Origin of the sequence: Leifsonia psychrotolerans, assembly GCF_013410665.1 — a bacterium.
Taxonomy (GTDB): domain Bacteria; phylum Actinomycetota; class Actinomycetes; order Actinomycetales; family Microbacteriaceae; genus Cryobacterium; species Cryobacterium psychrotolerans_A.
The window spans coordinates 1,527,020-1,552,391 of sequence record NZ_JACCFM010000001.1; the positions used below are offsets into that span (position 1 = coordinate 1,527,020).

The 25,372-nt window shown below is 67.9% G+C and carries 22 protein-coding genes; 11 read left to right on the top strand and 11 right to left on the bottom strand.

Annotation, left to right across the window (positions count from 1 at the left end; genetic code table 11):
• Position 1 precedes the first annotated feature (1 nt).
• Genes nadB through HNR05_RS07190 form a run of 3 tightly spaced genes read left to right on the top strand, consistent with a single transcriptional unit; the run spans position 2 to position 3,740 of the window.
• Positions 2–1,651: an L-aspartate oxidase gene (gene nadB / locus HNR05_RS07180; RefSeq protein ID WP_179578393.1), complete on the top strand. Its 1,650-nt coding sequence runs from the start codon at positions 2–4 to the stop codon at positions 1,649–1,651.
• Entirely contained in the window at positions 1,645–2,592 is a 948-nt protein-coding gene (gene nadC, locus HNR05_RS07185; RefSeq protein ID WP_179578394.1) for a carboxylating nicotinate-nucleotide diphosphorylase, read from the top strand. Before nadB ends, nadC begins: the two co-directional genes overlap by 7 nt.
• On the top strand, positions 2,589–3,740 hold the full coding sequence (locus HNR05_RS07190; protein ID WP_179578395.1) for a cysteine desulfurase family protein: 1,152 nt from the start codon (positions 2,589–2,591) through the stop codon (positions 3,738–3,740). The genes nadC and HNR05_RS07190 overlap by 4 nt, the downstream gene beginning before the upstream one ends.
• An 829-nt stretch (positions 3,741–4,569) precedes the next feature.
• On the opposite strand, the gene HNR05_RS07195 is transcribed toward HNR05_RS07190, so the two are convergent.
• From HNR05_RS07195 to HNR05_RS07210, 4 genes are all read right to left on the bottom strand, one after another.
• Positions 4,570–6,384, bottom strand: a complete 1,815-nt coding sequence (locus HNR05_RS07195) for an HNH endonuclease signature motif containing protein (RefSeq protein ID WP_179578396.1) — start codon at positions 6,382–6,384, stop codon at positions 4,570–4,572.
• A gap of 259 nt (positions 6,385–6,643) precedes the next feature.
• Positions 6,644–6,850 (bottom strand): hypothetical protein, encoded by a 207-nt coding sequence (locus HNR05_RS07200; protein WP_179578397.1) that lies wholly within the window; start codon positions 6,848–6,850, stop codon positions 6,644–6,646.
• 188 nt (positions 6,851–7,038) lie between these two features.
• Positions 7,039–7,608 (bottom strand): DUF2510 domain-containing protein, encoded by a 570-nt coding sequence (locus HNR05_RS07205; protein WP_179578398.1) that lies wholly within the window; start codon positions 7,606–7,608, stop codon positions 7,039–7,041.
• A 57-nt stretch (positions 7,609–7,665) separates the two neighbouring features.
• Positions 7,666–8,415 carry a TetR family transcriptional regulator gene (locus HNR05_RS07210; protein WP_179578399.1) on the bottom strand — a complete coding sequence of 250 codons (750 nt, stop codon included), beginning with the start codon at positions 8,413–8,415 and terminating at the stop codon, positions 7,666–7,668.
• Positions 8,416–8,483: 68 nt separating this feature from the next.
• Between HNR05_RS07210 and HNR05_RS07215 the strand changes: the two genes are divergently transcribed.
• Positions 8,484–9,728: an acetyl-CoA acetyltransferase gene (locus HNR05_RS07215; RefSeq protein WP_179578400.1), complete on the top strand. Its 1,245-nt coding sequence runs from the start codon at positions 8,484–8,486 to the stop codon at positions 9,726–9,728.
• Between the two features lie 39 nt (positions 9,729–9,767).
• Here HNR05_RS07215 and HNR05_RS07220 read toward each other — a convergent pair whose 3' ends face one another.
• The 6 genes from HNR05_RS07220 to HNR05_RS07245 are packed head-to-tail and all read right to left on the bottom strand — an operon-like array spanning position 9,768 to position 16,351.
• On the bottom strand, positions 9,768–10,841 hold the full coding sequence (locus HNR05_RS07220) for a phosphotransferase family protein (protein WP_179578401.1): 1,074 nt from the start codon (positions 10,839–10,841) through the stop codon (positions 9,768–9,770).
• Positions 10,841–12,064 carry an acyl-CoA dehydrogenase family protein gene (locus HNR05_RS07225; protein ID WP_179578402.1) on the bottom strand — a complete coding sequence of 408 codons (1,224 nt, stop codon included), beginning with the start codon at positions 12,062–12,064 and terminating at the stop codon, positions 10,841–10,843. Before HNR05_RS07225 ends, HNR05_RS07220 begins: the two co-directional genes overlap by 1 nt.
• Entirely contained in the window at positions 12,061–12,846 is a 786-nt protein-coding gene (locus HNR05_RS07230; protein ID WP_179578403.1) for an SDR family oxidoreductase, read from the bottom strand. The genes HNR05_RS07225 and HNR05_RS07230 overlap by 4 nt, the downstream gene beginning before the upstream one ends.
• Positions 12,847–12,868: 22 nt before the next feature.
• Positions 12,869–13,798 carry a winged helix-turn-helix transcriptional regulator gene (locus tag HNR05_RS07235; RefSeq protein WP_179578404.1) on the bottom strand — a complete coding sequence of 310 codons (930 nt, stop codon included), beginning with the start codon at positions 13,796–13,798 and terminating at the stop codon, positions 12,869–12,871.
• Positions 13,799–13,811: 13 nt separating this feature from the next.
• A complete protein-coding gene (locus HNR05_RS07240; RefSeq protein WP_179578405.1) occupies positions 13,812–14,756 on the bottom strand; it encodes an NAD(P)H-dependent flavin oxidoreductase in 945 nt (314 codons plus the stop codon).
• Entirely contained in the window at positions 14,753–16,351 is a 1,599-nt protein-coding gene (locus tag HNR05_RS07245) for a class I adenylate-forming enzyme family protein (protein ID WP_179578406.1), read from the bottom strand. Before HNR05_RS07245 ends, HNR05_RS07240 begins: the two co-directional genes overlap by 4 nt.
• 38 nt (positions 16,352–16,389) lie before the next feature.
• Between HNR05_RS07245 and HNR05_RS07250 the strand changes: the two genes are divergently transcribed.
• The 6 genes from HNR05_RS07250 (at position 16,390) to HNR05_RS07275 (ending at position 24,343) form a co-directional block, all read left to right on the top strand.
• Complete coding sequence (locus tag HNR05_RS07250; protein ID WP_179578407.1) at positions 16,390–17,589, top strand: thiolase family protein; 1,200 nt, start codon at positions 16,390–16,392, stop codon at positions 17,587–17,589.
• Complete coding sequence (locus HNR05_RS07255; RefSeq protein WP_179578408.1) at positions 17,582–18,031, top strand: PaaI family thioesterase; 450 nt, start codon at positions 17,582–17,584, stop codon at positions 18,029–18,031. Before HNR05_RS07250 ends, HNR05_RS07255 begins: the two co-directional genes overlap by 8 nt.
• A gap of 110 nt (positions 18,032–18,141) precedes the next feature.
• Positions 18,142–19,860, top strand: coding sequence for an aldehyde dehydrogenase family protein (locus HNR05_RS07260; protein WP_179578409.1), 1,719 nt, complete (start codon positions 18,142–18,144; stop codon positions 19,858–19,860).
• Between the two features lie 17 nt (positions 19,861–19,877).
• The gene (locus HNR05_RS07265) at positions 19,878–21,344 is read left to right on the top strand and encodes a carotenoid oxygenase family protein (protein WP_179578410.1); all 1,467 of its coding nucleotides are present in this window, start codon (positions 19,878–19,880) and stop codon (positions 21,342–21,344) included.
• Between the two features lie 84 nt (positions 21,345–21,428).
• On the top strand, positions 21,429–23,165 hold the full coding sequence (locus tag HNR05_RS07270) for a class I adenylate-forming enzyme family protein (protein WP_179578411.1): 1,737 nt from the start codon (positions 21,429–21,431) through the stop codon (positions 23,163–23,165).
• A complete protein-coding gene (locus HNR05_RS07275; RefSeq protein ID WP_179578412.1) occupies positions 23,162–24,343 on the top strand; it encodes an acetyl-CoA C-acyltransferase in 1,182 nt (393 codons plus the stop codon). Before HNR05_RS07270 ends, HNR05_RS07275 begins: the two co-directional genes overlap by 4 nt.
• On the opposite strand, the gene HNR05_RS07280 is transcribed toward HNR05_RS07275, so the two are convergent.
• Positions 24,340–24,759: a PPOX class F420-dependent oxidoreductase gene (locus HNR05_RS07280; protein ID WP_179578413.1), complete on the bottom strand. Its 420-nt coding sequence runs from the start codon at positions 24,757–24,759 to the stop codon at positions 24,340–24,342. The genes HNR05_RS07275 and HNR05_RS07280 overlap by 4 nt on opposite strands.
• An 84-nt stretch (positions 24,760–24,843) precedes the next feature.
• Between HNR05_RS07280 and HNR05_RS07285 the strand changes: the two genes are divergently transcribed.
• Entirely contained in the window at positions 24,844–25,341 is a 498-nt protein-coding gene (locus HNR05_RS07285) for a DUF427 domain-containing protein (protein WP_179578414.1), read from the top strand.
• The last annotated feature ends 31 nt before the right edge of the window (positions 25,342–25,372 follow it).

Genomic DNA, 25,372 nt, shown 5'->3' on the forward strand with positions numbered 1-25,372 from the left:
CATGGCATCCGTTCTCGTCGTCGGTAGCGGGCTCGCCGGGCTGCTTGCCGCAGTGCGCGCAACCGACGCCGGACACCGAGTGACCCTCGTCACCAAGGGCGCGTTACCCGAGAGCAACACGCTCTACGCGCAGGGCGGGATCGCCGCGGCGCTGTTTCCCGACGATTCGACCGAGGCGCACATCGAAGACACCCTGCGGGCCGGCGCCGGCCTCAACGACCCTGAGGCCGTGCGCGTGCTCTGCACGGAGGGGCCGGGCCGGGTGCGCGACCTGATCCGGTTCGGAGTGGACTTCGACCACGACGAGTCGGGCCTGCGCCGCGGTCTCGAGGCCGCGCACTCCCGCTCGCGCGTGCTGCATGCCGGCGGCGACGCCACGGGGGCGGCCATCGAAACGGCGCTGGTTGCGACGGTGCGTCGTCGGGGCACCCGACCGGGTCCGCTGCGGGCCGGAAGCCTGCGCATCCGAGAGCACAGCATGCTCGCCGACCTCGTCGTCGAACATGGGCGGGTCGCCGGGGCACTCGTGGCGGGTAGCGATGGCGTGTGCCGGCTCGTCGACGCGGACACCGTCATCCTCGCCACGGGCGGGGCCGGCGCGCTCTATCGGTACACCACGAACCCGCACGTCGCGACCGGCGACGGCGTCGCGGCAGCCTGGCGTGCGGGCGCGGCGGTGGCCGACCTGGAGTTCTACCAATTCCACCCGACCGCATTGGCTGTTCCGGGCACGCCCCTCGTGTCTGAAGCCGTGCGCGGTGAGGGCGCCGTGCTCCGCAACCGTCGCGGAGAACGCTTCATGCTCGCCGTGCATCCCGATGCCGAGCTCGCGCCCCGTGACGTGGTCGCCCGGGCCATCGCTACCGAGATGGCCGCCCAGGGCGGCGAACCGGTACGACTGGATGCCACGTCGCTTCCCCGCAGCACGCTGGAGTCGCGTTTTCCCACCATCACCGCCGCCTGCCAGGCGGCCGGCCTCGATTGGGCTGACACCCCGGTACCCGTCGCGCCGGCCGCGCATTACTGGATGGGCGGCGTCGTCACCGATCTGTGGGGACGCAGCACCCTGCCCGGCCTCTTCGCTGTCGGTGAGGTCGCGCGCACCGGCGCGCACGGGGCCAACCGGTTGGCGTCAAACTCGTTGCTCGAGGCCGCCGTCTTCGCGGACCGTGCGGTGAGAGCGCTCGACGCGGACGGCTGGCCGCCCGCGCAGGTCACGCCGCACTCGCGTGCGGCCGGGCACGGTGCGGCCGGGCACGGTGCGGCCGGACTCCGTGCGGCCGGGCACGGTGCGGTGATTGAGCCGGTCGTTTCACCCGCCACGACTTTCGTGCGGCGTGACCGGCTCGCCGATGTGATGTGGGAGCACGCCGGGGTGCACCGCTTTGGCGACGGGCTCCGTATGGCCTCCGCAGCGCTCGGCGGATGGCACGGCGTCGATCCCGCCGCCGACGGCCCCTCCGTGGCGGAACGCGAGGACGCAAATCTGCTGCTGCTTGCCAGACTCACGGTGGCTGCAGCACTCGCCCGCGAGGAATCGCGTGGCGCCCACCATCGCGATGACTTCCCACACGCCGATCCGTCGCTCGCACAATCAGTGACGTGGGCGCGCCATTCTCTCTACTCGGCCGAGGAGGCCTTCGCATGCTGACCAGACACACCATCGACACAGTTGTGCGGGCCGCGCTCGCCGAAGACGCCCCCTGGGGCGATCTGACATCCGAGACCCTGATCCCCGCGGATGCCACGGCTACGGCCGATCTCATCGCCCGCGAACCCGGGGTCTTCAGCGGTGGGGCCGTCTTTGAGGCCGCGTTCCGTCTCACGGACGAGCGGGTTCAGGTGCGTGTGCTCGTCGCCGACGGCACCCACTTCGCGACCGGAACCGTGCTGGCCAGCGTGACCGGGCCGGCCCGCGGCATCCTGCAAGCCGAACGCATCGGACTCAACTTCGTGCAGCGGATGAGCGGGATCGCCAGCCTCACCGCACAGTACGTGGCCCTCACGGCCGGCACCGAGGCCCGTATCGTCGACACCCGAAAGACCACGCCGGGCCTGCGCCAGTTTGAGCGTCAGGCCGTGCGAGACGGCGGCGGTCACAACCACCGGTTCAGCCTGTCCGACGCGGTGATGGCCAAAGACAACCATCTCGCGGTGCTCACGGCGGGCGGACTCGACGTCACGAGCGCCCTCCGGCAGGTGCGCGACCGGCTGTCACACACGACACATCTCGAGGTCGAGGTCGACCGAATCGACCAGATTGAACCCGTGCTCGCCGCCGGAATCGATACGATCATGCTGGACAATTTCGACCCGGATGCGCTTCGTGCGGGCGTGGCCATCGTCGCCGGACGGGCCATTGTCGAGGCCAGCGGCGGGGTGAGCCTCGACACCGTCGCAGCCATCGCGGCCACAGGGGTCGACGTCATTTCGGTCGGTGCGCTCACGCACAGCGTGCGCTCGCTCGATCTGGGACTCGACATCCGGCTAACCGTCGCTGCCACTGCCGCCACTGCTGCCACTGCCGCGCCTGCCGCGCCTGCCGCGCCTGCCGCGCCTGCCGCGCCTGCCGCGCCTGCCGCACGGCCATGATCTACCTCGACAACGCTGCGACCACTCCCGTGCGCCGCGAAGCGCTCGAGGCCATGTGGCCGCATCTCACGGGTAGCTTCGGCAATCCGTCAAGCCATCACCGCATCGGCGAGGCTGCTCGTGCTGCTCTGACGGATGCGCGGCGCACCGTCGCCGGCGTGCTCGGCTGCCGCCCGGGCGACGTCGTCTTCACGAGTGGCGGCACCGAGGCAGACAACCTGGCAATCAAGGGCCTCGCGCTCGGCAACCCGCGCGGCCACCACCTCGTCACCGCTCCGATCGAACACGAGGCCGTCCTTGAATCGGTCGCGTACCTGCGCCGGGTGCACGGATTCGAGGTCACGATGCTGCCGGTGGATGCGACGGGCCGGGTTGACCCGGCCGATCTTGCCCGCGTCATCCGCCCGGACACGACCCTTGTCACGGTGCAGTACGCCAACAATGAGGTCGGCACGGTGCAGCCGCTCGCCGAGCTGTCGGCGGTCGCCCGGGAGCACGGGGTTCCATTCCATACCGACGCGGTGCAGGCCGCCGGCTGGCTGCCGCTGGACGTGATGGCGCTGGGCGTCGACGCGCTCAGCCTGTCCGGGCACAAGGTCGGCGCTCCCCCGGGGTCGGGCGTGCTGTTCGTACGCGGACGCTATCCTCTCGAGCCGGTGCTGCACGGCGGCGGGCAGGAGCGTGGAAAGCGCAGCGGCACCGAAAATGTGGCGGGCGCCGTCGCGCTGGCCACCGCGTTGCGCCTGGCCGAGTTGGAACGAACGGATGCCGCCACGCGCACCACCGGGCTCCGCGAAGCCTTGATCGCGGGTGTCTTGGCCGGGGTTCCGCTCGCCCAACTGACGGGTCACCCCGCTCACAGGCTGCCAGGAACGGCCTCGTTCGTCTTTCCGGGAACCAGTGGTGAGGCGGTGCTTCTCGAGTTGGAGCGCCGGGGCATCGTCTGCTCGAGCGGCTCGGCGTGCGCCGCGGGCAGCGATGAGGCCTCCCACGTTTTGACGGCGCTCGGCTTGTCGGTCGAGGTCGCCCAGACAGCCGTGCGGTTCACGCTGGCCGCTACGACGACGGCCGACGACGTGACCGAAGCCGTGGCATCCGTGCGCATGGCGGTGGACAGTGTCGCGCGGCTCGGCGCCAACCAGTCGTAGTCATCGTCAACACCGCGGCGCGGGTTGCCACTTTGCTGGTCGATCCCCCGCCCCGCTGGTCGAGCCCCCACCCGCTGGTCGAGCCCCCACCCGCTGGTCGAGCCTGTCGAGACCCCGTGGCCCGTCCCCGGGACGTGGTGGAGGATCTCGACGAGCTCGATCAACGGTTTCGCCAGTCGGGCCTACTCCGTTGGTCGGGCCCCCTCCGCCGGTCGTCCCCCCTCCGTTGGTCGAGCTTGTCGAGACCCCATGACCCGTCCCCGAGACCTGGTGCAGTGATCTCGACACGCTCAATCAACGGGTTCGCGGACCGGGTCGCCCCGCCGGTCGTCCCCGCCCCGTTGGTCGAGCCTGTCGAGACCCCATGACCCGTCCCCGAGACCTGGTGGGGTGATCTCGACGAGCTCGATCAACGGGTTCGCGGGCCGGGTCGCCCCGCCCCCGCCTCCGCCGGTCGTCCCCCCTCCGTTGGTCGAGCCTGTCGAGACCCCATGACCCGTCCCCGAGACCTGGTGCAGTGATCTCGACACGCTCGATCAACGGGTTCGCGGACCGGGTCGCCCCGCCGGTCGTCCCCCCTTCGTTGGTCGAGCCTGTCGAGACCCCATGACCCGTCCCCGAGACTCGGTGCGGTGATCTCGACGGGCCCGATCAACGGGTTCACCGGTCGGGCCCACTCCGTTGGTCGGGCCCGCCCCGCTGGTCGAGCTTGTCGAGACCCCGTGACCCGTCCCGAGACTCGGTGCGGTGATCTCGACGGGCCCGATCAACGGGGGCAGCTTGATCCGTGCCCCGCCGGTCGGTCAGTGGGTTCGTGAGTGCGTTCGGTTCACGGACGTGTGGTGTGTTGCAGCAGGTTGACGCTGCGGAGCTGGATCGGGGTCTGGTTCGGGTCGATGTCGCCTGGTGGGACAAGCCAGTAGGTGTCGCCGTGTCGGTCGATGTGCCAGCCGTTGTTGTGCAGCAGCATGTGGTGGAAGTAGCAGAGCAGAATGCCAACGGCGAGGTCGGTGTTGCCGTGTTCATCGACCCAGTGCTCGATGTGGTGCGCTTCGGTCCAGGAGGCTGGTTTGTCACAGTCCACCCAGCCGCACCCATCGTCGCGGGCAGCCAACGCGGCGCGTTGTGCCGTGGTGAAGAAGCGTTGTTCGCGTCCGAGGTTGACCGGCTGACCCGTGGGACCGAACTGCACGGCGATGTAGCCGGAGCAGAGGTGCCGTTCAACCGTCGCAAGCGAAACCGGGACACCGTCGATATGACCGAACCCGCCCGCTGCGCCTGATGTGCTGGGTGCCGAACGTGGCAGGGGCGCGGCTGGTCGGGGCGCGGGCGCGTGTGCTGATACTGAGCCTGGTGCTGGTGCTGGTGCTGGTGCTGGTGCTGGTGCTGGTGCTGGTGCTGGTGCTGGTGCTGGTGCTGGTGCTGGTGCTGGTGGCGACAGGGCCGAGCTCGACAGGGTTTCGCCGCTGCGCGGATGCTGATCGCGGTCATCGCTGGCGGTGCCGCGCGTGGCGGGCTCGGGGTGCTCGGGCGGGTTGGCCGCGGGAAGCGCTGCGGCGTTCACGTGCACGGTGACGGTGGGGCGGCGGCCGAGAAGGACGACGTGGGGGTCAGCCTCGGTGCCGAGGTGCAGCAGGGTGAGGATGCCGTCGGCGGCGATCTGGTCGGTTGTTCGGGGGTCGTCGCGCAGGGCCTGAGCTTTCGCGTGGGCTGTGGGGTCGACAAAGCGCGGTCCGCCGCGGCGAGGGCCGGTGATTCCCTCGACGATCAGCTCGATCTGCCGGCCCTGTTCGGGCGCGAACAGGCCGCTGGTCCGGTACATGCCGTTGGGCTGCTTCCAGAGGCGGAAGAAGCGTTCACCGTGCTGGGTCTTCTCGCGGCGGCTGATGCCCTCGATGTCGAGTTGATCCCGCAGCACCCGGGCCCGCTTCCAGAGCGTGTCGGCGCTCAGGGTGCGCGCCTCACCGATCAAAAGCACGGCTGCCGCGTGAAGCTTCTCGGCCGACACGCCGGGGCCGGTCTCGCCCAGGCCCTTGCGGATGGCGGCTGTGGCATCGGCCGACAGTGTTCCCGCGTTCAACGCCGCCGAGACCTCGGCCAGCCACGACAACGCACTCGGCGCACCCGGCGGCGGGCCGGCCTCCGCGTCGACAGCGCCGGGATCGTCGGCGTGTGAAGCGTCACCCGATTCGGCGGCGGCATCCTCCGCATCCGTAGCAGCAGCGGCAATAGCAGCAGCGGCAGCGGCAGCAGCGGCAGCAGCGGCAGTAGCAGCAGCGGCAGCAGCGTCAGCGGCCACAGCAGCCTCGGCGGCATCCGCGGTGTCGGCGAGCATCACGCCCAGGCTGACCAGTTTCACAGCGTCGGCGTGGGTCGTTCCGGCGGTGCGTTCGATCATCGACTCCGGGCTGCCAAAGCCGTGCCGCCGGGCCAGGCCCCGCTGACCGAACTCGGGCTTCGATCGAAGCGCGATCTCGCCGGCCGCCCACACCGCGTAACTGTCGACCTGTCGCCGTAGCGTCGCAATCAGACCCTGCGCCCCGAGCAACTCGGCGTCGGAGAGCCCGTGGAACGCGGCCACACCATCACCGAGCCGGGCGACCGCTGCGGCGGATTCCCTGAGTCGATCGGTGAGTTTTTCCATACCCCCACTCTAAAACTTTGCGCAGATGAATACGAGCAAATCTCAGGATCTGTGCATAAGTCATCGAACATTTATCTGGGGAGGAGCGCCGCCCGGTCGAGCCCTCGCCCCGCCTGTCGGTTGACGACGATAACGCGTCCCATGAGGTACACGGCAGTCAGCAGAACTGCCCCGACCCAGCGGAACGGGCGCACGAAACCGAGACTGCGCAGTCGACGGTAGTCGAAAACAGCAGGCACGATAGGCACCGCCCGATCAGCTAACCACAGAGCATCGTGACGCGATAGCTCTCACTCGGCATGACCGTTCCGCACGCGTTCCCCACCGAGTCTCCGCTGGCATCGAACGCAACAAGCACGGGAACGAGAAGTAGAGGCAGGAGGGTGATCACCCCGATCAGTGGGCCAGAGATCGGAGTCGCTGCCGTGAGTGCCGGGCGGCCCGATGCCGGGTCAACGATGTCCACGGCATCCTTCACGTGTTCGGTCCGCTCGGAACCGTCCCCCTAACGCTGGCGGGTCGTCCCGGCGTGCTCGACGTACCATCCTGGCGCTGCAGCCATCGACTCCCCTGTTCACGCGCCCACCATCGAGCGCCTTCCCCCACGATGGGCGGCCTCACTCGGCCGTGATACCCGTTAGACCCTGATACCCGCTAGTACGTCGGCATCATTTCGACCACAGCGATCATTGCACCGACAATCTTCGTCGAAATGACCACGATGTCCACAACGAAGACGGCGATCATCACCCAAATCGGCGTCAGTCCACGCCCCGCCTGCTTCTTCACGACCACCGAACGGCCGATGATGTAGACGGCACTGGACAGAAACGTCCACGCCCAGTGGAACGGTCGCACATACCCGAGAGCGCGCAGGCGCCGAGAGTCGAAAACGGCACACACCACGGTCGCCGCGTACAACAGCCAGCTGATCGCCTGAAGGGCGATGTAGCCCCCATCGAAAATCAACTCTCCCGACATCGACGCCATCAGGTAGGCCTCGATGTCCCAGGCCAGAATCGCCGGCACAGTGATGAGCGGAAGAAGCACGATCAGCCAGATCAAGGGTCCATACACGGGAGTCGTTCCATCGACGGCCGGTCGGGCCACGGCAAAAACGTTCGGTGTCGAATCCTGAACATGCTCGGTCCACCCGGTGCCGTCCCACCACCGTTGGCGAGTCGATCCCTCGGCTTCGGCGTACCAGCCCGGTGCTGCAGTCATTGTTTCCCCCTCGGAGCGACAGTCGGCGTCGCGCACGTCACGATCACTTTACCTGCCTCACCGGGAGAAGGAATCATCTCCGCACACCGCGCAGAACCGGTCGTGGTTGAACGGCTGCCATCGGGCCGAAGGCGCGGGAACGCCGGTGAGCAGCGATAGATCAGCACTCACGCGTTCGACAGTGGAGACCGACAAGCTGTCGGCAAACGCTGGAATCTGAATCACCGAGCCCATGAGGTAGCGCAGCGCGCTCTCGCTCGCGCCTGAAGCGAGCGTACGGATCTCCTGCGGGCGGATCTCCTGCGGGCGGATCTCCTGCAGCGCATCGGCGAGGAGCGTCTCAATCGCCTCAATGGAGTGGCGCAGGCCCTTTTTCTCGGCACGTGTGATCTTCTCGGCACGCGTGATCTTCTCGGCACTGTCCACGCCGGCTTGGCAGTATTCCAGCCACAGTCGGAGCATGCTCATGTGTGTGACGAACGGGCCGAGCCATTCGAACACCACAGTCCAGAATGCGTCGACCGGGTCGTCCGCCTGGGCCGCGGCCCGTCGAATATTCGCGACGTAGCTCTCGGTGAGGCGGCCGTAGGCGCTCTCGACAATCTCGTCGATGCTGTCGAAGTAATAGTGCACGACACTTTTGCTGAATGGCGTCTGATCCACCAGCGCACGCACGGTGCATCCGCTCAGGCCGACTTCCTTCAGCGTCTTCACCGCCGCCACGATGAGCGCCTCTTTTCGATCATCGCGCGAACTCGTGCGTGCGGTCGAATGGTCGGGGTGCGTGGGTTGACGGGATGCGGGCACACCTATACCGTAGGCCACATGTCCAGGACAGTCGACCCGGACAGCTGTCCTGAACGGAGTCGATAACGATGAACCGCACCAACGGCGTGTATCTGCTCGGAGGTTCTCAGACGGACTTCGCGCGCAATATCAGCACCGAGGGCACTGCTGATCCCCTCTTCGCGCTGCTGCGCGAGGCTGCACTCGGCGCGATCGAGGATGCCGCAATCGACGCCCGCGACGTGCAGCGCGGGCACGTGGGCAACCACGCGAGCGAGCTCTTCACCGGTCAGTCTCACCTCGGGGCCATGCTTCCCGCGGTGACGGATGCCTGGCGCGAACTCCCCTCCTCTCGGCATGAGGCAGCGTGTGCGTCAGGAAGCATGGCGGCGCTGGGAGCAATGGCCGACATCGAAGCAGGGCTGTACGACGTCGTGCTTGTCGTGGGCGTCGAGCAGATGCGCAACGTGCCCGGCCGAGCCGCCGCCCATAATCTGGGTGCCGCATCGTGGCGCGCGCGGGAAGATCTGGGCGAGCTGGCTTGGCCGACGGCGTTTGATCGCGTTGCCAACGAGATCACGCGACGCTACGGCGGAATGACACGCGAACATCTGTCGAGGCTTGTGCAGAACAGTCGCGAGAATGCACGTCGCAATCCCCTGGCACAGACCCGCACGTGGATCGAGACCCCGGCATCATTCGCCGACGACGACGACACCAATCCCGTGATCATCGGCTCGCTGCGTAAGAGCGACTGCGGCCGCATCTCCGATGGGGCCAGCGCCGTGGTGTTCGCAAGTCGCGATTATGCGGAGCGCTGGCGCACACGGCACGGGCACGCCTCGATGCCTCCGCGCCTCACGGGGTGGGGCCACCGAACCTCCTCGATGTCACTCGACGAGAAGCTTGCCGCATCCGTCGACAGCCCCTACCTTTTTCCGCACCTGCGCACGGCGATCACCGACAGTTACACTCGCGCGGGCCTCAGGGGCATCGACGAGCTGGATGCCATCGAACTGCACGACTGCTTCTCGGTCAGCTCGTACCTGGCCGTGGATCACCTCGGCATCACGGCGCCCGGTCTGGCCTGGCAGGCGGTCGAGGACGGCCGGATGGAACGGGGCGGCGCGATCCCGGTGAATCCCTCGGGCGGACTCCTGTCGGGCGGGCACCCGGTAGGCGCGACCGGCGTGCGCATGCTCAACGATGCCCGCCGCCAGGTCACCGGGCAGGCCGGCGCCATGCAGGTCGAGGGCGCCCAGAATGTGGCAACCCTCAATTTCGGGGGCAGCGTCGCGACGGTGGCGAGCTTCGTGGTCGGGCAGGATCGGTAGAGAGGCAGCGCCGAACCGAGCGGGCCTCAGCCGGTCAGATCAGCCGATCAGGTCAGCCGCGGCCTCGATGAGCCGGGGAACGCCCTGCTCGAGCAGCGGCGCGTAGGCGTCGCCCGGCCGTTCCCCGTTCAACCACCGCGTGTAGATCGCCTCACAGAAGACCGCGGATTTCCAGAGTGCAAGCGCTTGATACCACCGCAGGTTCGACAGGTCGACGCCCGTTGCCGCGGCATAGCGCTGCGCAAGTTCGTCGCGCGTCGGGTAACCGGCCAGGCGCGTGACCGTCGTGAGTTCAAGCGGAGTGGGCACCAGCCCCGCCTGCGCATACGTTGCGGTGAAATAGCCAAGATCGGCGAGCGGATCGCCGACGGTGGCCATTTCCCAATCCAGAACCGCCAGCACGCGCGGGGGCGCGGAATGCTCGAACATAAGATTGCCCAGCCGGAAGTCGCCATGCACGACGGATGCCCGCTGGCTCGTGGGCGTGTTCGCCACGAGCCAGGATGCCACCGCCGACACCTCGGGAAGGGACCGCAGTGTTGCGCCCTCCCAGAGCGCCGAGAACAGGCTCACCTGGCGGTGCAGGTAGCCATCCGGCCTTCCGACCTGAGCCAACCCGCCCTGTGTGACGTCGACCCGGTGCAGCCCGATCAGAGTGTCCACCGCGGCGAACACCGTCTCCCGCCGCTGCGCGGGAGTATCGAGCGCCGGCGGGACATCGTTCGTGATGACGACGCCGTCGAGGTAGTCCATGACGTAGAACGGCACTCCCAGCACTGACTCGTCTGCGCAGACCGCCACGATCTGGGGCACAGCGATACCCGCAGCCCCGACGAGCTGCTGGATGCGGGCCTCGCGCATCATGTCATGAGTGGATTTCGGCAGCGGCGGCCGGGGGCCTCGGCGCAGCACGAATGAGCGAGCATTCCGACGCAGGAGGTAGGTCAGATTCGAGTGCCCCTCGCCGATTCGCTCCCAGGAGAGAGCCCCCGAGCCCAGACCCTCGGCATCGAAGAACTCCTCGAGCGCGTCGAGCACGAGCAGCGGTGGGCGCACCAGCGCCACCGCATCCGCCCGCGTCGCGACGACCTCGATCCCGTCGGGCGTCGACATCAGGCGCCGGCCTCGCCGACGACGTCCAGCCGCGGCGCACCCTCCGCCACCTGCTTGCGGCGCTGTGATAACGCGCGACGGGAGATCGCCCATTTGTGCGTCTCATTCGATCCGTCATAGATGCGGAAGGGGCGCACCTCGTTGAGGAACGACGCGAGAGGCAGGTTGTCGGTGACACCGTCGCCGCCGCAGAGCTGCACCGCACGGTCGATCACCCGGTAGACCGCCTCCGAGGTAAATACCTTGGCGATCGACGACATCGCCGACCCCGCCTTCGGGTCGGTCTCGAGCAGCTGCGCAGTCTGGGCAATGATCGCGTTGCTGGTCTCGATGTCGATCACCGATTGGGCGATCATCTCCTGCGCGATGCCCAGCTCACCGAGCCGGTGACCAAAGATCCGACGCTCGTTCGCTCGATCCAGTGCGATGTCGAGCGAGCGCCGGGCCAGACCGAGCCAGCGCATGCAGTGGGTGAGACGGGCCGGCCCCAGCCGCACCTGCGCGTAGCGAAATCCCTCTCCCGCAGCGCCGAGAACCGCCTCATCGGCGACGAAGCAGTCCTCGAAATGCACGTGCGGATGCCCGCCGGCAATCGCGCGGTCGATCGCGTGGATCTGTTCGCCGATACGGAGGCCGGGGTTGTCCATCTCGACCAGCAGCATGGTCGCCCCGGCGGGCACGCCGTCACTGGCGTCGTTGCGGGCCATGACGATCGCGAAACCGGCGACCTCGGCACCACTGATGAACCGTTTGTGTCCGTTGATCAGCCAGCCACCCGGCACGCGCACTGCCGCGGTGCCGAGCGCCTCCGGGTCTGATCCTGCGCCCGGATGCGGCTCGGTCATCGCGAAGCACGAGCGCACAACGCCCGCGGCGAGCGGGGCCAAGTAGCGCTGTTTCTGCGCATCGGTCGCAATGAGGCCCAGCATGTGCATATTGCCCTCGTCGGGGGCCATGCAGTTGAGCACGCTCGCGCCGATCGGCGAATAGCCGGCCTCCTGAAAGATGGCCGACCAGTGTTCGATCGGCACGCCCTGGCCGCCGTATTCGCGGGCCACGTGCGGGGCGAACACGCCCGCTTCCCGGGCGGCCTGCATCAGGCTCGCGCGCATCTCCTCCGTCAGTCGTTCGCCCAGTGCCGGCTCGGCGGGTACGACGACGGTGCGAATGAACTCTCGGGTGCGGGCGCGCAGCGCTTCCCATTCCGGAGGCGTGCCACTCATGCTCGTCCCCCTGCCGCAAGCAGCCCGCCGTCGAGCGTCAGCACCTGGCCCGTCACCCAAGACGCATCAGCCGAGGCGAGAAACGCCACCGCCGCGGCAACGTCGTCCGGGGTGCCGAGTCGTCGAAGTGGGTAGCCAGCCGCCACCTCCGCTTCTCTGCCCTCGTACAGCGCGCGGGCGAACTGGGTTTTCACCACGGCCGGCGCGACGGCATTGACACGGATGTCGGGGGCCAGTTCAACAGCCAGCGTGCGCGTCAGGTGCATGATCGCGGCCTTGGTCACGCCATACATTCCGATCCCCTCCGACGCGACGAGCCCCGTCACCGAGGCGACGTTGATCACCGAACCGTGACGGGCCGCAAACGCGAGCGCAGCGTGCTGGCAGGCGCCCTGCGTCCAGGCCAACGTGCCCAGCACGTTGACGTCAATGAGCTTCCGAGCCGCGACGAGGTCGATGTCGATCAGCGGACCGTAGACCGGATTGATGCCCGCATTGTTGACCAGGATGTCGAGCCCGCCGAACTCACGACCGACCGCATCCAGCACCTCGGCGCGGTGTGCGGGATCGTCGCTCTTGCCGGCCACGACGATCACGCTTCCCGCGGGAAAGGAGGCCGCGGCGTCGGCCAACGGCTCCGGCGTGCGGGCGGTGATGCACACCCGCGCCCCCTCGGCGACGAGACGGCGCGCGATCGCGAGCCCGATGCCCCGACTCGCGCCGGTGACAAGACCGACTTTTCCGCTCAGCCGAGGTGAGGTGACGACACTGTCGTGATTCATGTGCATCCGTTCCTGAAGGGAGTTATGACACGGCTGGAGAAAACGTGAAGTGCACCGAGGTGCGGCTGAGCTCACCACCGCAGTGTGAGCAGACCAGGATCGGGCGGAGCGGCGCAGCACAGGACGCATGCCGGATCACGAGATCGTGGGCCGAGTGCGTGGGATACGAACGGAGGGCCCAATCGACGAGGATGGCGTAGACGGGGAAGAAGTCCATCCCTCGTCGAGTGAGCCGGTACTCCCCCTCGTCAGACGGAGCGTGCAGCACTCCGGCCGCCACGAAACGTCGGAGCCGATCCGACAGAATCGACGGGGCGATGCCGAGCTCCGTCTTGAAGGTGGTGAAGCGGCGCACGCCGAGAAACGCCGCGGCGAGGATTGCGGTGCTCCACCGGTCGCCGAGGATCTCCATCGTCTGCGGGTAGTACGACAGCGGGTCGATCGGGCCGCTCGATTCCTGTGCGCGCCGGTGCAGTCGGGGCACGGCGATCTGTGCAAACTCTGCCTTGGCACCGCGCTCGGCGGAGGTGTCGCGCGCCGTGACCGGGCTCACCCCACAGACCCCACACCCCAGCACGGGCAGGGCCGCACTGCCGCAATCGTTGTGCACCAAAACCGGAGCGTTCGGCACGTCGGGCATCGAGATCCGCTCCCAGCCCCAGATGGCCAGCAGAAGACTCCACAGCTGCAGCGCCCGTGCCGTGAGCAGGTACTCGTCACGGGTTCGACCGTTGTCGTCGTAGGGCACGCGCTCCATCAGCCCGGCCGCGACCAGGCCGCGCAGACGTGCGGCGAGCGTCGACTCACTGAGCCCCAACTGCGCGCGCCAGTCGCCGAAACGACGGGTGTGCGCGACGAAAGCACGCTGCAGGATGAGCAATGTCCAGCGGTCGCCCACCGCGAGCAGCCCCCTCCCGATTGCACTGCCATTCTGGGGAAACGTCGTCGACACCCTGCCAGCATAGTCAGCGTGCGAAGGCAAGCCGACCGGCCCGATCCAGCGCCGCGGCGTACTCCTCGGCGAGGCGATCGACGATCTGAGCCGTCGTGTCGATCGCACGGATCGTACTCAGCCCCTGCCCGGCGGCCCAGGTGTCCTTCCACCGACGAATGTTCGACATCTCGGTCGAATAGTCGCGGGCAACGACAGCGGTCGCGGCCGGGTCAATGCCGACGGCGGCCAGCGAGGGGCGCAGCCAGGATGCCGGCGTGCCGGTGATTGCCGCCGAGACGACAAGGTCGTCGATGCCGCTGTCGACGACCATCTGCTTGTGCCCCTCGAGCGCGATGCTCTCGCGGGAGGCAAGGAACCGTGTGCCCATGTAGACGAGGTCGGCGCCCGCGGCGACGGCACCGGCCACACCGGCCCCGGTTGCAATGCCGCCGCCGACACAGACCAGCCCCTCAAAGCTGTCCCGCACCGCCGCGATGAACGGCAGCGGCGAGAGACTGCCGGTGTGGCCGCCCGCTCCGGCTGACACACAGACGAGTCCGTCGGCACCGGCATCCGCGGCCTTGCGCGCCAGCGTCAACGAGACGACGTCGGCGAGCACAATCCCACCGTACGCGTGCACCACATCGACCACCGGCCGAGGCGAGCCGAGCGCCGTGATCACGATCGGTGGGTGATGTTTCGCCACCTGCTCGAGGTCGGCGGACAGTCGTGTGTTCGTCGAATGTGTAATCAGGTTCAGTGCCCACGGCACGGCGTCGGGCCCGGTTCCGAGTGCGGTCGTGATCTGCGTGAGCCAGCCGTCAAGCTCCGCTATGGTGCGGCAGTTCGGTGTGGGGAACGAGCCGATGATGCCGGCGCGGCTGGCAGCGATGACGAGTTCGGGTCCCGACGCCAGAAACATCGGGGCGGCCACCACCGGCAGGCGCAGGCGCGAAAGCAGTGCAGAAGCAGTCATGTGGTGAGGAACCTTTCGTGGGGAGAGTCGGGGGCCTGATGCTCGGCGCCGGTACGTTCTGCGGCGATGAAGTGCGCCACCACCGCACGACGATCGATCTTGCCCGTGGCTCCGAGCGGAAACTCGGCAAGGCGATGCAGAGACTTGGGTCGCTTGTGTCGTGACAGGGCGTCGAGGGATGTCCGTAGGGCGCGCCGCTGCATCGCGTCGAGGTCACGACCCGACATCGTCGTGTAGACGAGCGTGATGCGCTCCCCCCAGCGTTCGTCGGGAATTCCCACCACCACGACCTCACGCAATCCGGGGCAGAGCGCCACGGCCTCCTCGACTTCGCTGGGGTAGATGTTGTATCCGCCACTGATCAGCATGTTGTTCGTGCGATCGGTCAGAAAGAGGTAGCCCTCAAAAATCGACCCGATATCGCCGGTGGCGAGCGCAGCACCCTCAAAAGCCTTCCCCAGGTCGGCCCGCTCGGCCGCGTTCCAGTACCCGGCAGCGACCATCGGACCGGACACCACGACCTCACCGAGTCCCGCCCCGGCGCTGATCTCGATTCGGGCCTCGGCGACAATGCGCCCGGCCGAGGCCAGCAAGCGCGGTTCATCCCGCAGCCCGCGGGCATGGTCGTCGATGCTGAGCACCGAGAGCGGCGGGATCGCCTCGACCAAGCCGTAATACTGCACCAGGCGGTCGGTGAGGCGTTCTGCGACGCGACGAATCTGCGCGGGCGGCATCGGCGCGCCCGCAGAGGCCAGCATCCTGACGTGGTCGAACGCCGCACGATCGCCGAGGGGAAGGTGCGTGAGTGCCTCGAGCACGCTCGGCACCAGGGCGAGGTGCGTGATCTGCTCCCCGGCGATCAGGGCGGCGATCCGCTCGGGGTCGGGGTGGTGGGCCATCACCTGCCGGGCGCCGAGGGCCAGCATCGGCAGGATGAACAGGCCGCTGGTATGGATAGCAGGCCCGGCGTGCAGGTACGCCCCAACAGCACCGGTCGGAGCGATCACCTCGCGCAGCATCGCCTGCGCGGCGGCCAGACGCATCGCATGGGTGCGGATCGCACCTTTGGGCAGTCCCGTCGTTCCCGACGAGTAGGCCAGGCCCACCGTGTCGCCCGGCTGCGCCTGCGGCAGCACCGCAGTGGCTGAGCCGGTGGCGATCAGACCGTCCAGGTCCCCCGCATCGGCACGGAACACACGCTCACACGCGATCACGTCGGTGATCGCCACGCCGTCGGCACCGCGCAGCCCGGCGTCGACGATCAGCCCACGGGCGCCGCAATCCTGACGGATGCCGCGCCACTCGGACGGCCCGAGTCGGGGATTCAGCGGCACCCGCACGAGCCCGGCGAGCGCGAGCGCCATCTCGCTCACGAGCAGGTCGCAGCTGTTCGGGAGCGCCTCGAGCACCCGGTCCCCGGGGAGCAGGCCGCTGCGCAGCAAGCCGTCGGCCAGGCGTCGGGCACGGTCACGCAGCTCGACGAATGTGAGCGATCCGGTGGAATCCTGCACCGCCGTTTGTGTACCGTGGCGCTGAGCTGCGACGTCAAGCACATCACCGACGACGCGCGCACCGCCCAACACCGTAGTTGTCATAATCGGTACTATAAGCGAAGTTTGAGAGTGGAGTACAGATGACACTGACGTCGACAGAGCTCAATCAGGCCTACCTCCTCGATGCCGTTCGAACCCCGTTCGGTCGCCATCGCGGTTCGCTGTCTCGAATACGGGTGGATGATCTGGCCGCCGCGCCGCTGCGCGAACTCGCGGCGCGCAACCGCGCCGTGACGGCCGCGGGCATCGACGATGTCATCTATGGCGATGCGAACGGCGCGGGCGAAGACAACCGCAATGTCGCACGAATGGCCGTTTTGCTCGCCGGACTTCCGGTATCAACGCCGGGTTCGACGGTCAACCGGCTGTGCGGTTCAGGGGCCGAGTCGATCGTACAGGCCGCGCGAATGATCAGAGCCGGTGACGCCGATCTGGTCGTCGCGGGTGGCGTCGAGGGGATGAGCCGCGCGCCGCACGTGCTCACACCCGTCGACGATCGCCTGCCGATGCGCACCGAGTTGGTGTCGTCGGCCGTCGGCTGGCGCATGGTGAATCCGGTGTTCCCGGACCACTGGACCGCTTCGCTCGGACGCTCCGCCGAGTTGATCGCCGAGGAGGTCGGCATCGACCGTTCCGCTCAGGATGCCTGGGCACTGCGCTCACATGAGCGCGCCCAGGCGGCGTGGGCCGACGGATTCCATAATGGTCGCGTTCTCGACCTGGCCGGCTTGCACCGTGACGAGTGCATCCGAGCCGATACGACTGCCGCGGCCCTGGCCGCGTTACCCGCCGCGTTCTCCCCCGGCGGCGCCGTCACCGCCGGCAACTCGTCGCCGCTGAGCGACGGTGCCGCCGCGACCTTGATCGCCTCGGGGCGACGCGTCGTCGCGTCGGGCAGCCACCCGCTGGCACGCATTCTCGGGTCGGCCGTCGTCGGCGTCGATCCCGCTCGCTTCGCGCTTGCTCCGGTTGATGCCGTCGAGAAGCTCCTGCACCGACTGGGCCGTACCCTCGGCGATGTCGCCGTGCTCGAGATCAACGAGGCATTCGCTGCCGTGGTGCTCGCCTGCCTTCGACGGCTTGACCCACCCGCGCGAGTGCAGGTCAACCCCCACGGTGGGGCCATCGCCATGGGCCACCCCCTCGGCGCATCCGCGACGCGAGCACTCATGGACTGCGCCCACGCGGTGCGTGAACGCGGCGGCGGACTCGGCATTATGACCGCATGCATCGGCGTCGGCCAAGCCATCGCCGTTGCCCTGGAGGTGCACGATGAGTGAGGATCGCGCCGCACGCGCAACGCCGCCGGCCACTGCACAGGGGCTCCCGAGTCCTGAAGAACTGACCGCCCTCGGCGTCGGACGCCTTCCGGGCCTCCTCGGATTCGAGGTCACCGCCGTCGCCGCGGGGCGCATCGACGCGCAGATGGTGGTGACGCCAGCCTTGCTCGCCCCCAACGGCTACCTGCATGCCGCATCCGTCGTCGCACTGGCCGATACCGCCTGCGGCCTCGGCTGCCGCCTGGCACTGCCGCCGGGCGCGACCGGGTTCACCACGATGGAGCTGAAGACCTCGTACCTGGGCACGGCCCGCGCGGGAACCGTGCGCACCGTAGCCGTGCTCGTGCACGGCGGGCGCCGCACGCAGGTGTGGGACGCCGAGGTGTTCGACGCCGATGACACGCGCATCGCACTCTTCCGCTGCACGCAGCTTCTGCTCTAAGCGAGCCTCCGTCGCTCCGCTCGACAGACGTGGGCCGAGCGACGGGGTCGAAGATCACCCTTGCCTTCCTCGCCTAACTTCGCTTATGGTACTTGCCAGAGGAGTTCTCAATGACGACGATCACCCCCGAGCAGGCGACTGCACGCACGCCTGCAGCGCTGGCCGAGGCGCACCAGGCCCTGCTCGCCGAAGCCGCGCGAGCCGTCACCAGTCGTGCCGCCTTCAGCGGTTTCGCCGGGCGCGAGCCGTCCGGTCCGCGGGGAGAGGATGCCGCGGCGCAGTTCGCGGCAATTCTCGGCAGGCCTCTCGACCTGGGCGATCATGTCGGCACCAGCACGCTTCAAATCGATGAGGTCTCGCCCTGGACTCGCCTGCCGCTCGGCGTCAGCTACCCGCGCGCCGACGCTCCCCTTCTCGTCGAGCGCGCGCTGCATGCCCGCACGTCGTGGCGCAGGCTCACCGTGCCGGAGCGCACGGGCCTCTGCCTCGAGATGATCGAGCGGCTCTTCGCCGCGAACCCCGTGCTCGGCTTGGCGGCCATGCATACCACCGGCCAGGGACGAGGCATGAGCCTGTCCGGCAGCGGCACGAACGCACTGGATCGGGGTCTCGAAGCCATCGCCGCGGCCTGGCAGGTACTGGGACGGGTCCCGACCACCGCCACCTGGGAGCAGAGCTTCGGCACCGAGCTGGTCGCGCTGGAGAAGACCTACCGCATCGTGCCACTCGGCCCCGCGCTCGTCGTCGCCTGCGCAAGCTTCCCCGCCTGGAACGTCTACCCGGCCGTGTTCGCCAATCTCATGACCGGCAACCCGGTCATCGTGAAGCCGCATCCGTCGTCGGTACTGCAGATGGCGCTCGCCGTACAGATCCTGCGCGAGACGCTCGTCGAGTTCGGGTGCGACGCCGACGTGGTGCAGCTCGCCGTTGACTCTGCGATCGAGCCGATCACCTCGGAGCTGGCCACCCACCCCCAGATGCGCATTGTCGACTTCACCGGGTCGGCGCGCTACGGCGCCTGGATCGAAGAGCACGCCCGTCAGGCGCGCGTCTACACCGAGACGTCCGGCCTGAACGCGGTCGTGCTCGACTCGTTCGACGACACGGCCGGAACGTTGCGTGCGATCGCCGGCGCCGTCAGTCTGTTCTCGGCACAGATGTGCACGGCGCCGCAGAACATCTATATTCCGCAGTCGGGCGTGACCACGCCCGAGGGCAACATGTCGGCGGCCGAGCTCGAACAGGGCATCGTCGACGCCGTCGAGGCCATTCTGGAGAGCCCCCGACGAGCGGCCGCGGTGCTGGGAACCATCCAGGCCGAGCGCACCATCGACGAGATCTCCGCGCTCACCGCGACGTTGCGCTCACGGGCCCGGGTCCTCAGCGAACCGCGCGACTGGCCGGCACCCGGCTACCCGGATGCGCGCACGAGCACGCCGCTGATCGCCGGCGTCTGCGCCACGGACGACGACCTGTTCGCGCAGGAGTGCTTCGGCCCTGTCGTGTTCCTCATCCGGGTGCCCGACGCCCGCTCTGCGCTGCGGCACGCGGTCGAAAACGCCTCCCGCCACGGGGCGATCACCGCGTTCCTCTATTCCACAAATGACGATCTGGTGGATGCCGCGGAAGAGGGATTCGCTGCGGCGGGCGCGTCACTGACCACCAACCTCACCGGCGCGATGCCGATCAACTTCTCCGCCGCATTCAGCGACTTCCACGTGTCGGGCCTGAATCCAGCAGGCACCGCGACCCTCACCGACGACTCGTTCGTCACCGGACGCTTCCGCGTCGTGCAATCCCGCCGCCCACTCCGCTCTGTGCGCAACTGAAAACCGAGGTTCCGACAATGCCCGCAGCCACCCCCGACCAGCCGATCGCCGTCGCCCGTGCACTGGGAGACAACGGATCATTCGACAATCCCTATCTGCTCGGGGTGTACGCGCCCGTGCAGACCGAGTTGTCGCTCGAAGACCTCGAGGTCATCGGCGAGGTACCGCGTGACCTGAACGGGGTCTACCTGCGCAACGGTCCCAACCGTCGCTTCGACGCTCCCGGCCGGTACCACATGTTCGACGGCGACGGCATGATCCATGCGGTGCACTTCGATAACGGCCAGGTGCGCTACCGCAACCGCTGGGTGCGTACCCGCGCGTTCCACGAGGAATCTGCTGCCGGCAAGTCGCTGTGGACCGGCCTCATGGAAAACCCCGAACAGAATCCGTTCGGCAACGGGCACGGTCTCGGCATCAAGGATTCGGCGAACACCGACGTGATCTTCCACCGCGGGCAGGTGCTCGCCACCTGGTACCTCTGCGGCGACCCGTACGCCGTCGACCCGCTTTCGCTCGAGACGCTCGGCGCGCAGGACTTCCTCGGCACGTTCGCCGGCGACATGATGGCGCATCCGAAGGCCGACGAGCGCACCGGGGAGCTGCTCTGGTTCGACTACGGGCCCGACATCGACTACATGCGATACGGCATCATCGGCCCGGATGGCACGCAGACGCACCTCGCCCAAGTCGATCTTCCCGGCCCCCGGCTGCCTCACGATATGGCGATCACCGAGAACTACACCATTCTGATGGACCTGCCACTCGTGCAGGATCAGGAGGCGCGGCGCAATGGCAAGTACCGCATCTTCTACGACAAGTCGTTGGTCTCCCGCTTCGCCGTACTCCCCCGCTACGGAACCGGGGCGGACGTGCGCTGGTTCGAGGCGAAGCCCTGCTACATCTACCACGTCGTCAACTCGTGGGAAGAGGGAACGAAGATCATCATGGAGGTGTGCCGGGTGAAGAACCCCCAGCACCAGACCACCTTTGAACATCCACTGGCCAACATGCTCGCCTACATGCGGTTGGATGCGCAGTTGTACCGTTACGAGTTCGATCTCGCGACCGGGCAGACCAGTGAGCGCCCGATCGACGACCAGAACATCGAGTTCCCCAGCATGGACCAGCGCATTGTCGGGACCAGGCACCGCTACTCCTACAACATGAGCCTGGCGAACGAGCCGACGCTCTTGTTCGACGGCATCGTGCGGCACGACTCGCAGACCGGCGAGAAAGAGACCTACCAGTTCGGTGCCGGACGGTGGGGTTCCGAGAGCCCGTTCGCCCCACGCGATGGCTCCACGAGCGACAGCGACGGCTACCTGGTGACCTTTGTCAACGACGAGGCCGAGGGCCGCGGCGAGATCCTCGTGCTCTCAGCGGAGGACATCGCCGCGGGTCCCATCGCCCGCATCAAGCTTCCACAGTCGGTCCCCGCCGGATTCCATGCCACCTGGATCCGGGCCGATCAGCTTTCTTAACCGAAGTATCCACACGATCACACTGTTCTGCGGCCGACACAGTCGTCGGCCGCACAACACAGACTGAACCAGTAAGGATCCGCAATGACCGAGAGCCGTCTGAATCTGCACCCCCAGTCCCGCGTCGATACTCTTCTTCGGAATGGACAATGGACCCCCGAGACCATCGACGCGATGTTTCGCGCAACCGCCGCCCGGCGTGGCGATGCACTCGCGCTCGTCGACCCGGCCAACCGTGCGGCCCTGGCCGGCGGGGCGGCGCGACGCCTCACCTGGCGTGAGATCGACAGTGAGGTGACCGCGCTCGCCGCACGGCTGGCCGAGGCCGGAGTGCGTCGCGGCGACACGATCGGCATTCAACTCGCCAACGGCGCAGAGCTCACCGAGGCGCTCATCGCCGCCTGGACGCTGGGCGCGACAGTCTCCCCGCTCGCCATGCAGTACCGCGACCATGAGGCCACAACGATGGGCAATGCCGCCGCATTCGACTGGGTCATCGCCGCCCGGGCCTTCCACGACCGGCATCCGGCCGACGACTTCGCTCGGCTCCGCGATCAGATTCCGAGTGTGCGCGAGGTGTTCAGTTACGGACTCGCCGACGATGCTCTCTGCGAGAACAGCGCCGGCGTCACTCATCTGTTCCCGAGCCTGGCCACCGCCGCCGACGAAGCAGCGGTTGCCGCCTACCGCGAAGCCGCGCCCAACGACCCCAACGACTGCGTGACGATCTGCTGGACCTCGGGCACCGAGGGTGTGCCGAAGGGCGTCATGCGGGCACACTACGACTGGCTCGTCTTCAGCATGGTCTGCCAGGATGCCTCGAACACCACCACCGACGACGTCATCCTGAACGCGTTCCCGATGATCAATATGGCGGGCATCTGCGCCATGCTGCTGCCCTGGGTGCGTACCGGCTGCGTGCTCGTGCAACACCACCCCTTCGATGCCCCCACGTTCTTCGGCCAGATCGCCCGTGAGCGCGTCACCTACACGCTGGCCCCGCCGGCGCTGCTGTCGATGCTCCTGCACAACGAAGACCTCCTGAGCAAGATCGACCTGAGCAGCCTGACGCGCATCGGCTCGGGTTCCGCCCCGCTCAACCCCGCAATGGTGCGCGGCTGGCAGGAGCGGTTCAATCTGCCCATTATCAACTTCTTCGGCTCGAACGAGGGCGTCGGTCTGCTCTCCAGCAACGTCGACATCCCCAACCCTGACGATCGAGCAAAATTCTTCCCCCGCTACGGCGTGGAAGGGGTGAAGTGGTCGATCGGTCTGTCGGAATGGGCGAACGTGAAACTCTTCGACCTGGAGACCGGTGAGGAGATCACCGAGCCGGGGCGACCGGGCGAACTGCACATCGCCGGCCCGCAGTTGTTTGCCCGCTATCTGAATGCCGAGACGCTCAACAATCCGTTCGATGACGAGGGCTACCTGAAGACCGGCGACATCTTCGAGATCGCGGGCGAACAGGGTCAGTTCCTGCGCTACATCGACCGGGCGAAGGACATCATTATTCGCGGCGGCATGAACATCGCACCGGTCGAGCTGGAGACACTCATTCTGCGGCATCCCTCGGTGGCCGACGTCGCCGTAGTGGGCCACCCCGACGAGACGCTCGGCGAAAAGGTCGCGGCGTTCGTGGCGTTGCACCCCGAGACGACGCTCGATTTGGCCGAACTCGTCGAGTTCCTCCGCGAACAGCACATTGCCTCCTACAAGCTGCCCGAACACCTGCGCGTGGTCGACGTGCTGCCGCGCAACCCCGTGGGCAAGGTCGTGAAGACTGAGCTGCGTCGGGCGCTCGCCGGGGCGGCCTCGTGACGGGAGCGCTGATTCTCGATGCCGTGCGCACCCCGCGCGCACGCGTGCGCCGTGGGGGCGGCACCCTCGCCGATATTCCGCCGGCCGACCTGCTGGCCGTTCTCCTGCGCCAGCTCAGTGAGCGTGGCCTCCGCGACGACCGCGTCGATGACCTGATCGTCGGGGTGAGCACAGCGGTCGGTGAACAGGGCGGCAACGTCGGGCGCATTGCGGTGATGAACGCCGGCTGGGCCGACACCGTTCCCGCCGGAATGGTCTCACGCCTGTGCTGTTCGGGCCTCGACGCGGTCATCGCCGGGGCCGCACAGGTGCTCTCCGGCGGTGCCGATCTGATCGTCGCCGCCGGGGTCGAGTCTATGTCGCGCGTGCCGATGCTCGCCGACGCGCCGGCGTTCGCACGTGATGCGGCCGCCGGTGAGGCCGCCGGATTCGTCTCGATTGGGGTGTCGGCGGATGCCACGGCCCTCCGTGCCGGAATCTCACGCGCCGAACTGGACGCCTATGGAGTGCGCTCGCAGCTGCGTTCGGCTGCGGCCCCGGCCTGGGAGTCGATCGTCGCGGTGTCCACTCCGGCGGGCGCGGTGCTGTCACACGACGAAGGTGCCCGCCCCGACACCACACTCGAATCGTTGGCCGAGCTGGCCCCCCTATTCGCCGACGACCCGCACTGGGAACGCGTCGAGCGACGTCTCGGTCTCACCAGTGGCCCCGATCGAGGGCGGCACACGGTCGGCACCGCGCCTCAATTTGCGGATGCCGCCGCCACCGTCGTCTTGGCGTCCGAGGCCGGAGCCCGTGACGACGGTCGGCAGCCGCGCGGTCGAGTGCTCGGCTGGGCACAAGCCGCCGTACGCTCGCCGGGCCTTGGGGCCACCGTTCCCGCGAGCGTGAAGGCGCTCGCGCGTGCCGGCATCCGGGCGAACGAGCTGTCGGTGATCGAAGTGAACGAGTCGTTCGCGGTGACTCCGCTGCTGCTGACCCGCGAACTGGGCGTGTCCGCGGACATCGTCAACCCACACGGCGGGGCCATCTCGGTCGGTCACCCCCTCGGGGCGTCCGGCGGGATTCTCATCGCGAACGCGCTCGACCACTTGCGGCGGCGCGGTGGTGGGTACGGGCTCGTCACGATCCCGGCGGCGCTGGGTCTGGCTACCGCGATCGTCATCGAGGCATTTTAGTCGGTGGCGGTCGTCTCGGTGGCGACCGTCGAGATGCGCAACACGACGCTGCCCGCCGTCTTCGATTTCAGTGCGCCGGCCAGACGAACGGCCGTGTACCGCACGCCATACTTCTCCTTCAGAGCCGCCTCGATGAGCACCCGGGTGTCGGCATCCGGCGCGATCTCGGCATACGCCTGCACCGGTGTCGCCCCCTCACGGATGCCGCCACGCATGTCGCAGGCCACAAGCTCGACTTGCGGGTTCTGACGGATGCGCTTGACCTTGCCCGAGGTCTCACCCGTCGTCACCAGCACCTGACCGTCTGCGCTCTGCGCGATCCACACCGGTGTCGACACGGCCTCCCCACTTTTTCGGTACGTGGTCAACAGCACATAGGTCTCGGCGGCGAGGCCAGAGAGAGCGAGATTCGTCATCAGCCCAACTGTAGATCACTCGACAACAGACTGCAGACTGACGATGCGCAGCTGCGATTCAGCCCTGCGCAGTAGCCTGATGCCATGACTCCCCCACGCCTGCGGCACCGTCGGATCGCTCCCCGCCCCGGGCAAGAATCCGTCTGGGACTATCCCCGACCGCCCCGCGTCGAACGCATGAGCCAGCGGGTCACGATCGACGTCGACGGGCAGCGCGTGGTCGACACCGGTGACGTTGTGCGCGTTCTCGAAACGAGCCATCCGCCGGTCTACTATCTGCCGCGCAGCGCGTTCGCGCCGGGCGTGCTGCAGCCGGCACCGGGACAGACCTTCTGCGAGTTCAAGGGCGAAGCGCGCTACCTTTCCGTCGGAAGCGCTGTGGGTGCGGCCTGGTTCTACCCGGCACCGACAGCCGGGTTCGAGCTGCTCGCCGACCGGGTCGCGGTCTACCCCGGCGCGATGGAGCGCTGCACGGTCGACGGGGAGAGCGTCACTGCGCAGGACGGCGACTTTTACGGCGGATGGATCACGTCTCGCATCGTCGGCCCATTCAAGGGGGCACCCGGAACGTGGGGTTGGTGAGGTGCGAGGAGCACAACCGCGGCATCCGTGA